The sequence below is a fragment of the Stenotrophomonas sp. GW821-FHT09E08 genome (assembly GCF_059416125.1).
Genome location: NZ_JBWKOO010000008.1, coordinates 144219 through 156366, shown reverse-complemented (window position 1 = coordinate 156366; position 12148 = coordinate 144219). Strand labels below are relative to the sequence as shown.

At 65.9% G+C, this 12148-nt stretch carries 10 protein-coding genes; 4 read left to right on the top strand and 6 right to left on the bottom strand.

What is annotated here, in order from left to right; translation table 11 throughout:
• Positions 1-20: 20 nt before the first annotated feature.
• A complete protein-coding gene (gene betI, locus AC07M7_RS12465; RefSeq protein WP_136639724.1) occupies positions 21-611 on the bottom strand; it encodes a transcriptional regulator BetI in 591 nt (196 codons plus the stop codon).
• A 170-nt stretch (positions 612-781) separates the two neighbouring features.
• On the opposite strand from betI, the gene AC07M7_RS12460 reads away from it, so the two are divergent.
• The gene (locus AC07M7_RS12460; protein WP_495207501.1) at positions 782-2332 is read left to right on the top strand and encodes a BCCT family transporter; all 1551 of its coding nucleotides are present in this window, start codon (positions 782-784) and stop codon (positions 2330-2332) included.
• Between the two features lie 262 nt (positions 2333-2594).
• On the opposite strand, the gene acnA is transcribed toward AC07M7_RS12460, so the two are convergent.
• Positions 2595-5348 (bottom strand): aconitate hydratase AcnA, encoded by a 2754-nt coding sequence (gene acnA / locus AC07M7_RS12455; protein WP_495207500.1) that lies wholly within the window; start codon positions 5346-5348, stop codon positions 2595-2597.
• Positions 5349-5650: 302 nt separating this feature from the next.
• On the opposite strand from acnA, the gene AC07M7_RS12450 reads away from it, so the two are divergent.
• The 3 genes from AC07M7_RS12450 to acnB are packed head-to-tail and all read left to right on the top strand — an operon-like array spanning position 5651 to position 8912.
• On the top strand, positions 5651-5875 hold the full coding sequence (locus AC07M7_RS12450; RefSeq protein WP_005409505.1) for an AbrB/MazE/SpoVT family DNA-binding domain-containing protein: 225 nt from the start codon (positions 5651-5653) through the stop codon (positions 5873-5875).
• A gap of 6 nt (positions 5876-5881) precedes the next feature.
• On the top strand, positions 5882-6280 hold the full coding sequence (locus AC07M7_RS12445; RefSeq protein ID WP_008267153.1) for a type II toxin-antitoxin system VapC family toxin: 399 nt from the start codon (positions 5882-5884) through the stop codon (positions 6278-6280).
• A 40-nt stretch (positions 6281-6320) separates the two neighbouring features.
• Positions 6321-8912, top strand: a complete 2592-nt coding sequence (acnB, locus tag AC07M7_RS12440; protein WP_136639721.1) for a bifunctional aconitate hydratase 2/2-methylisocitrate dehydratase — start codon at positions 6321-6323, stop codon at positions 8910-8912.
• A gap of 82 nt (positions 8913-8994) precedes the next feature.
• On the opposite strand, the gene AC07M7_RS12435 is transcribed toward acnB, so the two are convergent.
• From AC07M7_RS12435 to AC07M7_RS12420, 4 genes are all read right to left on the bottom strand, one after another.
• Complete coding sequence (locus AC07M7_RS12435; protein WP_043398942.1) at positions 8995-9366, bottom strand: hypothetical protein; 372 nt, start codon at positions 9364-9366, stop codon at positions 8995-8997.
• A gap of 238 nt (positions 9367-9604) precedes the next feature.
• Positions 9605-10678, bottom strand: coding sequence for a protein-glutamate methylesterase/protein-glutamine glutaminase (locus AC07M7_RS12430; RefSeq protein WP_295381916.1), 1074 nt, complete (start codon positions 10676-10678; stop codon positions 9605-9607).
• Positions 10675-11271, bottom strand: coding sequence for a chemoreceptor glutamine deamidase CheD (cheD, locus tag AC07M7_RS12425; RefSeq protein WP_008264676.1), 597 nt, complete (start codon positions 11269-11271; stop codon positions 10675-10677). The genes AC07M7_RS12430 and cheD overlap by 4 nt, the downstream gene beginning before the upstream one ends.
• A complete protein-coding gene (locus AC07M7_RS12420) occupies positions 11268-12137 on the bottom strand; it encodes a CheR family methyltransferase (RefSeq protein WP_495207499.1) in 870 nt (289 codons plus the stop codon). The genes cheD and AC07M7_RS12420 overlap by 4 nt, the downstream gene beginning before the upstream one ends.
• Positions 12138-12148: the final 11 nt, after the last annotated feature.

Here is a 12148-nt window from a genome sequence, read left to right as displayed (position 1 = left end):
GGGGGCGGGTGCTGCAACGCTTATAGCGCGGCAGCCTGCAACTGGAAGTCGATGTAGCCGTAAGCGATGCGCCGGGACTTCTCGGCATTGAACTGGCCGCCGACCAGGCTGCCGCGCAGCCACAGACCGTCGATCATCGCGGCCAGGCCACGGGCGGCCAGGCGGGCCTGCGGGTGGGGCAGCAGGCGGTTGAACTGGTGGCACAGGTTGGAGAACAGGCGCTGGTCGTTGGCGCGCTGCAGCCGGGCCAGTTCCGGCTGGTGCATGCTGGCGGCCCAGAAGGTCAGCCAGACGCGCATCGCGGTGCCGTTGATCTGGCTGTCGTCGAAGTTGCCGTCGACGATGGCGCGCAGCTGGTCGCGCGGGTCGTCGCCGACGTCGGCGCGGTAGCGGGCGACCGCCTCCTTCAGTTCGCGCAGGATCTGCCGCATTGCAGCATTTAGCAGGCCGTCCTTGTCGCCGAAGTAATGGGCGACGATGCCGCTGGACAGCCCGGCCTTCTTCGCGATGGTGGCGACGGTCGCATCGGCCATGCCGATCTCGTCGATGGTCTGGAAAGTGGCCCGGATCAGCTGCTCGCGCCGTACCGGTTCCACGCCTTTCTTCGGCATTGTCTCTCCACGGATTGCGACCCGAAGGATCGGGCTGCCGACCATTATGCTTTTTATTGATTGAACGTTCAATCAATAAACCCTAGGATGCGCTCGCGCCCCACGCCATGGGCCCGGTTTACCGGTCCGGCCCCGCCCATGTGCTCCCTCGGACTTGATGAGACGACCCCATGTCTTCCCTGGCTCATCCCAAGCGTTCGCCCCTGCGCTTGAACCGTTTTGTCTTCTTCAGTTCCTCGGTGTCGATCGGCATCCTCGGGCTGCTCACCGTTCTCTATCCCGAAGGCAGCGAGCACTGGCTGCAATGGGCGCAGGCCGGGGTCTCGGCGGCGTTCGGCTGGTGGTACATGCTGCTGATCGTGCTGTGCCTGGGCTTCGTGCTGTGGCTGGCGTTCTCGCCGTATGGGCGCATCCGCCTCGGCCACAACGAGGAATCGCCGGCCTTCGGCTACGTGGCCTGGGTGTCGATGTTGTTCTCGGCCGGCATCGGCATCGCGCTGCTGTACTACGGCGCCTACGAGCCGCTGGACCATTTCCTCAATCCGCCCGGGCAGCCCGGCGGAACGGTGGCAGCGGGCCGCGAGGCGATGGTGCTGACCTTCCTGCACTGGGGCCTGCACGGCTGGGCGCTGTACGCGCTGGTCGGCGTGGCACTGGGCTATTTCGCCTACCGCCGCGACCTGCCGCTGGCGCTGCGCTCGGCGCTGTACCCGATCTTCGGCGAGCGCATCCATGGCCGCATCGGCGACATGGTCGATGGCTTCGGCATCCTTGCCACGCTGATCTCGATGGTGACCAATCTTGGCATCGGCGCGCTGGTGGTGCAGTCCGGCCTGGTCTACCTGTTCCACATTCCGGATACGCCGCAGGTGCTGGTGGCGATCGTGCTGGTGATGATGGCCGTTGCCACCATCGGCGTGGTAGCGGGCGTGGAGAAGGGCATTGCCTGGCTCTCCAACCTCAACGTGCGCCTGCTGTGCGGCCTGCTGCTGTTCGTGCTGGTCACCGGCCCGACCCTGCACCTGTTCGACGGCCTGATCCAGAACACCGGCGATTACCTCGGCGCGTTCGTGCGCAAGAGCTTCGACATGTACCTCAACGACCCCAAGGGCCGTGAGTGGATGGGCTCGTGGACGCTGTTCTACTGGGCCTGGTGGATCGCCTGGGCGCCGTTCGTGGGCCTTTTCGTGGCGCGCATCTCGCGTGGCCGCACCATCCGTGAAGTGATCATGGGCGTGCTGCTGATCCCGCTCGGCTTCACCCTGGCCTGGCTGTCGATCTTCGGCAACACCGCCATCGACCTGGCGCTCAACCACGGCCAGGCGATCCTCGGTGACGTGGCCCAGCACGATGCGGCAATGACCCTGTTCAAGCTGCTTGAGTACCTGCCTGGTGCACCGTACGTGGCCGGTGCCGCGGTGGTGATCGGCTTCGTGCTGTTCCTGACCCCGGTCGATTCGGGCACGCTGATGATCGCCAACCTGTGCACCCGCCGTGTCGATGACGGCGTGGAGGACGGCCACGACGCGCCGATCTGGCTGCGGGTGTTCTGGGCGGTGGGCATCACCGTGGCCAGTGTCGGCCTGCTGCTGGCCGGCAACTTCAGCGCGATGCAGACGGCGGTGGTGCTGTGTGGCCTGCCGTTCTCGTTCATCCTGGCGTTCTACATGTGGGGCCTGCTGAAGGCGCTGCGCACCGACCCGGACGCACCGCGGCGGTAGGTAGCGCCGGGCGCTGCCCGGCGAACGCCAAAGCAAAGGGCCGGATCTGTGAGGATCCGGCCCTTTGTGTTTGCTTACGGGATCCGCCGGGCATGGCCCGGCGCTACCGGTTACTTGCTGGCCAACTGGCGCAGCACGTACTGCAGCAGGCCGCCATGGTGGGCGAGGAGGCGCGCTTGCGAACCACTGGTTCGCGCGTCTCCGCAGCGCCCCCGCGCTGGCGCGGGGGCCGGGCTTCCGCCCGATGGTACGGCAGGAAGGTTCAGCGACCTGCCAACTGGCGCAGCACGTACTGCAGCAGGCCGCCATGGCGGAAGTACTCCACTTCCTTCGGGGTCAGCAGCATCACCGAGACTTCGAAGGTCTTCTTGGTGCCGTCGGCCTTGGTGGCGGTGACGGTGGCACGCTTGCTGGCACCGTCCTGCAGGCCGGTGATGTCGATCACTTCCGAACCGTCCAGGCCCAGAGACTGCGCGTTCTCGCCGTTGCGGAACTGCAGCGGCAGCACGCCCATGCCGACCAGGTTGGAGCGGTGGATGCGCTCGAAGCTCTCGGCGATGACCGCCTTCACTCCCAGCAGCAGGGTGCCCTTGGCCGCCCAGTCACGCGACGAGCCGGTGCCGTATTCCTTGCCGGCCAGCACCACCAGCGGCACCTTGTCGGCCTTGTACTTCATGGCCGCATCGTAGATCGCCAGCTTCTCCGGCTGGCCACCGCCGGCGGGGTAGTACAGGGTGTTGCCGCCTTCTTCGCCGCCGAACATCAGGTTCTTGATCCGGATGTTGGCGAAGGTGCCGCGCACCATCACATCATCGTTGCCGCGGCGGCTGCCGTAGCTGTTGAAGTCGGCCGGCTGCACGCCACGCTCCTGCAGGAAGCGTCCGGCGGGGGAATCCTTCTTGATGTTGCCGGCCGGGGAGATGTGGTCGGTGGTGATCGAATCGCCGAACAGGCCCATCACCCGTGCGCCGTGCACATCATCGATGCTGCCGACCTGCATGGTCATGCCGTCGAAGTAGGGCGGATTCTTGATGTAGGTAGATGCATCGCTCCATTCGTACAGATCACCGTCCGGCGAGGCGATGGTGTTCCAGCGGGTATCGCCCTTGAACACGTCGGCGTAGTTCTGCTTGAACATCTCCGGGCCGACGGTGGCGGCGATGACGTCGCCGATCTCCTTGTTGCTCGGCCAGATGTCGCGCAGGTACACCGGCTGGCCATCGCTGCCGGTGCCCAGCGGTTCGGTGGTCAGGTCGATGTCGGTGGTGCCTGCGATGGCATAGGCCACCACCAGCGGCGGGCTGGCCAGGTAGTTCATCTTCACTTCGGGGTGCACGCGGCCCTCGAAGTTGCGGTTGCCCGACAGCACCGAGGTCACCACCAGATCACCACTGGCGATGCCGGCGCTGACTTCGGTCGGCAGCGGGCCGGAGTTGCCGATGCAGGTGGTGCAGCCATAGCCCACCACGTAGAAGCCGATCTTCTCCAGCTCGGTGAGAACGCCGGCCTTTTCAAGATAGTCGGTGACCACGCGCGAGCCTGGGCCGAGCGAGGTCTTGACCCACGGCTTGCGGTCCAGCCCCTTGGCGGCCGCGTTGCGGGCCAGCAGGCCGGCACCGATCATCACCGCCGGGTTGGAGGTGTTGGTGCACGAGGTGATGGCGGCGATGACCACCGCGCCATCCTTCAGCCGCACTTTCCTGCCATCCATCTCGATGTCGGCGTAGCCCTTGGCCAGCTGCTCGTTGCCCACTGCCGCGCCGCCGCCTTCATTGACGAAGGTGGAGACATCCTCGCTGCGCTTGTCGCGGTTGGCGGTCATGCCGACCAGCGCGTCGCGGTAGTTCTTCTGCACGTCTTCCAGCAGCACGCGGTCCTGCGGACGCTTGGGACCGGCCAGCGACGGCTTCACCGTGCCCATGTCCAGTTCCAGCGTGGTGCTGTACTGCGCATGCGGGCTGTTGGCGTCGTGCCACAGACCCTGCGCCTTGGCATAGGCTTCGACCAGGGCGATCTGCTCTTCACTGCGGCCGGACAGGCGCAGGTAGGTCAGCGATTCGTTGTCGATCGGGAAGATGCCGCAGGTCGCGCCGTATTCGGGGGCCATGTTGCCGATGGTCGCGCGGTCGGCCAGTGGCAGATGCTGCAGGCCATCACCGTAGAACTCGACGAACTTCCCGACCACGCCGAGCTTGCGCAGCATCTGGGTGACGGTCAGCACCAGATCGGTGGCGGTGGCGCCCTCGGGCAGCTTGCCGGTCAGCTTGAAGCCGACCACCTGCGGGATCAGCATCGACGAAGGCTGGCCGAGCATCGCGGCCTCGGCTTCGATGCCGCCCACGCCCCAGCCGAGCACGCCGATGCCGTTGATCATCGTGGTGTGGCTGTCGGTGCCGAACACGGTATCCGGGTAGGCGATCGCCGTGCCGTCCTTGTCCGCGGTCATCACCACGCGGGCCAGGTTCTCCAGGTTCACCTGGTGGACGATGCCAGTGTTGGGCGGCACCACCTTGAAGTTGTCGAAGGCCTTCTGTCCCCAGCGCAGGAAGCCGTAGCGTTCCTGGTTGCGCTGGAATTCGATCTTGCCGTTGAGGTCCAGCGCGTCCGGCTTGCCGAACACATCGACCTGCACCGAGTGGTCGATGACCAGTTCGGAGGGAATCAGCGGATTGATCTGCTCAGGCGAGCCGCCGAGCTTGACCACCGCATCGCGCATCGCGGCCAGGTCGACCACGCAGGGCACGCCGGTGAAGTCCTGCAGGACCACGCGCGCCGGCATGAAGGCGATCTCGGTGTCTGGCTCGGCCGCCGGGTTCCAGCGGGCCACGGCTTCGATGTGGTCCTTGCCGACGGTGATGCCGCCGTCCTCGTGCCGGAGCAGGTTCTCCAGCAGGATCTTCATCGAGTAGGGCAGGTGGGAGATATCGAAGCGCTGGCCCAGCGTGGGCAGGCTGAAGTAGTCGTAGGTCTTGCCGCCGACGTTCAGCTGGCTGCGGGTGGAGAACGAATCGCTCATGCGGGGTAACTCCTTCTTGCGGATGGCTTGCAGTGGCCCGCGCATGGGCGGACCTGCTTGCGGTCGCCGTGGGCCTGACGGCCCCGGTGGTCCCAGTATGAACCCCAGACTGAATGGATTCATCCGGGCCGGGTTCCGGCCTGCGGCATCGGTTCCAGACTACAGGGGAAGGTGTATGGCGTATGTCACGTTTGTGGCCGATCCTTTGCGAGGCAAGGGCTGGCGGGGTGCCGGTCCTGTTCAGGGTGGAAGTATGCCCGGGGAAGTATGTATAATTTGTGCATACTCTGGAGGGCCTACCGATGGAAGCCACTGTTGCAGAACGCGGACAGATCACCCTTCCCAAGGCGGTGCGTGATGCCCTCGGCCTGACCAAGGGCACGCTGCTGAAGGTCGAACTGGACGGCAGCCGCATCATCCTGCGCAAGAGTGTTGACGATGCCATTTCACGGGCGCGCGGCAAGTTCGCGCTGGACGGCTTCGAATCGTCCGACGCGGCCGTACGCGCGGTGCGTGACGAGGAATAAGTCGTGATGATCGCCGTCGATTCACCGGTGCTGGTCGAGCTGCTCAGCAATGGTCCGCAGGCCGATGCCGTGGAAGCCATCCTCAGGCAGAGCCTGGTCGGCGGCCGTGTGGTGGTCTGCGGCGCGACCCTGGCCGAGGTCTGCGCATCGCTGCGTGGCGGCGCCGAGGTGCTCGAAGCGCTGGAAGAAATGGGCGTGCACTTCAACCCGATGGAAGCCAAGTCGGCGCTGCGCGCCGGCGAAATGCACCGTCGCCACCGCCAGCGCAGCGGCAGCCGCCGCAGCCTGGATGAATTCATGGTCGGCGCCCACGCACTGTTGCAGTGCGACGGCCTGATCACCTGGAACGATACGTTTTACCGCGACTACTTCAAGGGCCTGAAGCTGATCGTGCCGCAAGCCTGAGCCCACTTTTTTTCAACCTACGCATTACCCGGGAGTTGTCATGTTGGAAGCCTACCGCCACCACGTCGCCGAGCGCGCTGCGCTTGGCATCCCGCCGCTGCCGCTGAGCGCGCAGCAGACGGCCGATGTCATCGAACTGCTGAAGAACCCGCCGCAGGGCGAGGCCGAGTTCCTGCTCGACCTGCTGACCCACCGCGTGCCGGCCGGCGTCGATGACGCGGCCAAGGTCAAGGCCTCGTACCTGGCGGCGATCGCACTGGGCAGCGAGCAGAACCCGCTGATCAGCCGTGAGCGCGCCACCGAACTGCTGGGCACCATGCTCGGCGGCTACAACGTCGCGCCGCTGGTGCAGCTGCTGGACGACGCCAGCGTCGGCACCATCGCCGCCAACGGCCTGAAGAAGACCCTGCTGGTGTTCGATGCGTTCCATGACGTGCAGGAAAAGGCCAAGGCCGGCAATGCCAACGCCCAGTCCGTGCTGCAGAGCTGGGCCGATGCCGAGTGGTTCACCAGCAACCCGGAAGTGCCGCAGAGCCTGACCGTCACCGTGTTCAAGGTGCCGGGCGAGACCAACACCGACGACCTGTCGCCGGCACCGGACGCGACCACCCGCCCGGACATTCCGATGCACGCCCTGGCGATGCTGAAGAACAAGCGCGACGATGCGCCGTTCACCCCGGAAGAAGACGGCAAGCGCGGCCCGATCCAGCAGATCCTGTCGCTGAAGGACAAGGGCCACCTGGTTGCCTACGTCGGCGACGTGGTCGGCACCGGTTCCTCGCGCAAGTCGGCTACCAACAGTGTGCTGTGGTGGACCGGCGATGACATTCCGTTCATCCCGAACAAGCGCGCCGGTGGCGTCTGCCTGGGTTCGAAGATCGCACCGATCTTCTACAACACCATGGAAGATGCCGGCGCACTGCCGATCGAGCTGGACGTGTCGAAGATGGAGCACGGCGATGTGGTCGAGCTGCGTCCGTACGAAGGCAAGGCGCTGAAGAACGGTGAAGTGATCGCCGAGTTCCAGGTCAAGTCCGAAGTGCTGTTCGACGAAGTGCGTGCCGGTGGCCGCATTCCGCTGATCATCGGTCGCGGCCTGACCGGTAAGGCGCGCGAGGCGCTGGGCCTGGCCCCGACCGACCTGTTCCGCCTGCCGGTGCAGCCGGTCGACACCGGCAAGGGCTTCTCGCTGGCGCAGAAGATGGTCGGCCGCGCCTGTGGCCTGCCGGAAGGCCAGGGCATGCGCCCGGGCACCTACTGCGAACCGAAGATGACCTCGGTCGGTTCGCAGGACACCACCGGCCCGATGACCCGCGACGAGCTGAAGGACCTGGCCTGCCTGGGCTTCTCGGCCGACCTGGTGATGCAGTCGTTCTGCCACACCGCTGCGTACCCGAAGCCGGTGGACGTGAAGACCCACCACACCCTGCCGGAGTTCATCTCCACCCGTGGCGGTGTCTCGCTGCGTCCGGGCGACGGCGTGATCCACAGCTGGCTCAACCGCATGCTGCTGCCGGATACCGTCGGTACCGGTGGTGACTCGCACACCCGTTTCCCGGTGGGCATTTCGTTCCCGGCCGGTTCGGGCCTGGTGGCCTTCGCCGCTGCCACCGGCGTGATGCCGCTGGACATGCCGGAATCGGTGCTGGTGCGCTTCAAGGGCAAGATGCAGCCGGGCGTGACCCTGCGTGATTTGGTCAACGCGATCCCGCTGTACGCGATCAAGTCGGGCCTGCTGACCGTGGCCAAGGCTGGCAAGAAGAACATCTTCTCCGGCCGTATCCTGGAAATCGAAGGCCTGCCGGAACTGAAGGTCGAGCAGGCGTTCGAGCTGTCCGACGCTTCGGCCGAGCGTTCGGCTGCCGGTTGCTCGGTGCGCCTGAACAAGGAACCGATCATCGAGTACCTGACCAGCAACATCACCCTGCTGAAGTGGATGATTGCCGAGGGTTACCAGGATCCGCGTTCGCTGCAGCGCCGTATCGAGAAGATGGAAGCGTGGCTGGCCAACCCGGAGCTGCTGGAGCCGGATGCGGACGCCGAATACGCCGCCGTCATCGAGATCGACCTGGCCGATATCCACGAGCCGATCGTGGCCTGCCCGAACGACCCGGACGACGTGAAGACCCTGTCCGAAGTGGCCGGCGCCAAGATCGACGAAGTGTTCATCGGTTCGTGCATGACCAACATCGGTCACTTCCGTGCCGCTGCGAAGCTGCTGGAAGGCAAGCGTGACCTGCCGACCCGCCTGTGGGTGGCCCCGCCGACCAAGATGGATGCGTCCGAGCTGACCAAGGAAGGCGTGTACGGCACCTTCGGCGCGACCGGCGCACGCATGGAAATGCCGGGCTGCTCGCTGTGCATGGGCAACCAGGCGCAGATCCGCGAAGGTTCCACCGCGATGTCGACCTCGACCCGCAACTTCCCGAACCGCCTGGGCCGCAACACCAACGTGTACCTGGGTTCGGCCGAACTGGCCGCGATCTGCTCGCGTCTGGGCCGCATCCCGACCAAGGAAGAGTACATGGCCGATGTGGGCGTGATCGCTGCCAGCGGCGCGGAGATCTACCGCTACATGAACTTCGACCAGATCGAGGAATACCAGGACGTGGCCAAGACGGTCGCTGCCTGAGGGTAGTGCCGGCCGCTGGCCGGCATCCCGTTGAAACGAAGAACCCCCGGTGAAAGCCGGGGGTTTTTGTCTGCTGCATCCGCTATTGCACGGTCCAGTCTGCGTTGCCCTGCAACCGACGGCCGCCGATCAGCACGTTGCCGCGCTTACCGGAGACATCCATCTCGAACCAGGGCAGTCCATCACGGTCAAGTGGACGCACGTAGGCCTGGCGCTTTGCACGGTTGAATTCGATGTAGTAGCGGCGATGCACGTTGGGGTACGGCGGGATCGACGCGCCTTTCCAGCTGACGCTTACCGCGCCGGGGTCTTCGCGACCCACCAGCATCAGCATGAAGAACACATCACCCTGCTTGGCCTCGAAGTAGAACAGATCGCCACTGGCGCTGGCGGGTGCCAGTGGCAATGAAAGCAGTACGGCCGCCAGGGCGGCCTTCCATATGCCTTTGATCATGTGCAGCATTCCTTGTGCAATACCGCTATCAAAGCACACATGTGGGTAGCGCGTTGAAACGAAGAACCCCGGTGAAAGCCGGCGCTTTTTTTGTTGCCTGATGGCCTGTAGCGCCGAGTCCATGCTTGGCTGCTGTTCGTGCGATGCGCGATGAGTCGAGCGCGGCTCGACTCTACAAAGGCATCCACGCATGGCGTGGATCTACTGCGCGCGCGAGCCCTTGAGCCGGGGCGCGCAATCAGCCGCGGGCGAGGGCGAGAAGCCGCTCGGCAATCCGTTCCAGCGGCACCTGTTCCTCGGCGGCGCCCAGCTTGAACGCTGCACCGGGCATGCCCCAGACCACACTGGTGGCCTCGTCCTGCACCAGCGTCGGTGCGCCGGCCTGGCGCATTTCCAGCAGGCCGCGTGCACCGTCATCGCCCATGCCGGTGAGAATGGCACCGATGGCGTTGCCGCCGGCGTTCTGCGCGACCGAGCGGAACAGCACGTCCACCGCTGGCTTGTGCCGGTTCACCGCAGGGCCGTCGTCGACGCGGCAGCGCCAGCGCGCACCGTCGCGGATGATCCGCAGGTGCTTGCCGCCGGGTGGAAGGTAGGCGTGGCCGGGCAGCACCGCTTCGCCGTCGCTGGCCTCGCGCACGGCCATTGCCGAGTGGCGGTCCAGGCGTTCGGCGAAGGCGCTGCTGAAGCTGGCCGGCAGGTGCTGGGTCATCACCACGGCCGGGCCATCGGCGGGCATTCCTTCCAACACCACGCGCAGGGCTTCGGTGCCACCGGCTGACGAGCCGATCGCGATCAGGCGGTCGGTGGTACGGAACTGCGGTGAGGCAGGGCGCATGGCGGGGGCTGCGTCCAGCGTGAGTTTCGGTGCGGCCACGCGTACCAGCGGTCGAACGCGCGAGCGCGCCGCCATCTTCACCTTGGCGATGATTTCGTCGGCGTAGGCCTGCAGGCCGCGCGCCACGTCCAGCTTCGGCTTGGAGACGAAATCCACCGCACCCAAGGCCAGTGCCTGCAGCGTGGTGTCGGCGCCACGTTCGGTCAGCGAGGAGATCATCACCACCGGCAGCGGGTGCAGGCGCATCAGGTTCTCCAGGAACGCCAGGCCGTCCATGCGCGGCATTTCCACGTCCAGGGTGATCACGTCCGGGGCCAGGCGCTTGATCTTCTCGCGTGCCAGCAGCGGGTCGGCGGCGGTGCCGACCACGTCGATGGACGGATCGCTGGACAGGATTTCCGTGAGCATCTGGCGCACGACGGCGGAGTCGTCGACGATCAGGACCCGACAGGGGGCGTTGCCGGTCAGGGTCATTCGAACAGCTCCACGCCGCCGGTGACCGGGGCCTTGGACAGGCGTGCACGCACTGCCGATTCAGTGGCGGCTACTTCGGCTTCGTGTGCGTGTGGCAGGCGCTGCACCACCACGCGGCCGGTATCGGCGAAGAACCAGATCTTGCGCGGATGGATGCCGCACAGGTCCTCGGCGATGATCGGAATGTGCTCGGCCTGCAGGTACTGGCGCACGAACTCGGCGTTGCGGGTGCCGACCGGATTGCTGGTGAAACCCTTGAGCACGTTGGCGCCGCCGAACACCTTGGCCTCGATGCGCTTGCGGTGCGCGCCGCGCTTTAGCATGTCGTTGATCAGCAGTTCCATCGCGTAACTGCCGTAGCGCGCGGGCGCGCCGTCGCCGGCGTTGCCTTCGGGCAGCAGGAAGTGGTTCATGCCGCCGATCTTCAGCACCGGGTCGCGCAGGCAGGCCGCCACGCAGGAGCCGAGCGTAGTGGTCAGCGCGGTGGTGTCGTCGACCACCAGATACTGGGTCGGCAGCAGCTTGGCTGCAATGGTCTTGAAGCGCGCGTCCTGGTAACGCATCACATCGTCGGTACGCAGCGATGCGTTCATGCGCCTGCCTTTGCCGCACGGCGGTACAGGGTGCGTCCGCAGGGCTGGATCAGGTCGGCGGCGTGCAGGTAGTTCTCCGAGTGGCCGGTGTAGAGCAGGCCATCGTCGGACAGGTGCTGCACCAGCCGGCCCAGGATCGCGCGCTGGGTCGGCTTGTCGAAGTAGATCATCACGTTGCGGCAGAACAGCGCATCGAACGGGCCGCCGACGTCGTAGCGCGGGGCGAGCAGATTCAATGGGCGGAACTCGATCAGCTCGCGCAGCGCTGGCAGCACGCGGCACTGGCCCTCGTTGGGGCCGCTGCCGCGCTGGAAGTAGCGGCGGCGCAGGTCCGGATCGAGGCTGGTGACGCGATCGATGTTGTAGACGCCACGGCCGGCGGTGGCCAGCACCTGGGTATCGACGTCGGTGGCGATGATGCGTACCGGTGGCTTCAGGGTACCGAAGGCCTCGCAGGCGGTAATCGCCATCGAGTAGGGTTCTTCGCCGGTGGAGGCGGCGCAGGACCACAGCAGCAGCGGCGCACGGCTGGCGCGCTGCTGCAGTTCTTCGCGCAGCTTGTCGAAGTGGTGCGGCTCACGGAAGAATGAAGTCAGGTTGGTGGTCAGGGCGTTGGTGAACGCTTGCCACTCATCGCCGTCCTCCTGTTCCAGGTGGTCCAGGTACTGCTGGAAGCTGCGCATGCCCAGCGTGCGCAGGCGGCGCGACAGACGGCCATAGACCATGTCGCGCTTGGCCGGGGCGAGGGCGATGCCCACGCGCTGGTAGATCAGGTCGCAGACGCGGCGGAAATCACGGTCGGCGAACTCGAATTCGCGCGGGCCGGTGACGATGGGAGTAGGACTTTGCACGGGGGACGTGTCCATCGGCAGAGGCG

What these genes read in the sequence shown, in the direction of transcription:
- AC07M7_RS12420 (WP_495207499.1), bottom strand. Translation starts at nt 12,137, where the DNA reads ATGGACACGTCCCCCGTGCAAAGTCCTACTCCCATCGTCACCGGCCCG.
- AC07M7_RS12445 (WP_008267153.1), top strand. Translation starts at nt 5,882, where the DNA reads ATGATCGCCGTCGATTCACCGGTGCTGGTCGAGCTGCTCAGCAATGGT.
- AC07M7_RS12430 (WP_295381916.1), bottom strand. Translation starts at nt 10,678, where the DNA reads ATGACCCTGACCGGCAACGCCCCCTGTCGGGTCCTGATCGTCGACGAC.
- AC07M7_RS12435 (WP_043398942.1), bottom strand. Translation starts at nt 9,366, where the DNA reads ATGATCAAAGGCATATGGAAGGCCGCCCTGGCGGCCGTACTGCTTTCA.
- betI (WP_136639724.1), bottom strand. Translation starts at nt 611, where the DNA reads ATGCCGAAGAAAGGCGTGGAACCGGTACGGCGCGAGCAGCTGATCCGG.
- AC07M7_RS12460 (WP_495207501.1), top strand. Translation starts at nt 782, where the DNA reads ATGTCTTCCCTGGCTCATCCCAAGCGTTCGCCCCTGCGCTTGAACCGT.
- cheD (WP_008264676.1), bottom strand. Translation starts at nt 11,271, where the DNA reads ATGAACGCATCGCTGCGTACCGACGATGTGATGCGTTACCAGGACGCG.
- acnB (WP_136639721.1), top strand. Translation starts at nt 6,321, where the DNA reads ATGTTGGAAGCCTACCGCCACCACGTCGCCGAGCGCGCTGCGCTTGGC.
- AC07M7_RS12450 (WP_005409505.1), top strand. Translation starts at nt 5,651, where the DNA reads ATGGAAGCCACTGTTGCAGAACGCGGACAGATCACCCTTCCCAAGGCG.
- acnA (WP_495207500.1), bottom strand. Translation starts at nt 5,348, where the DNA reads ATGAGCGATTCGTTCTCCACCCGCAGCCAGCTGAACGTCGGCGGCAAG.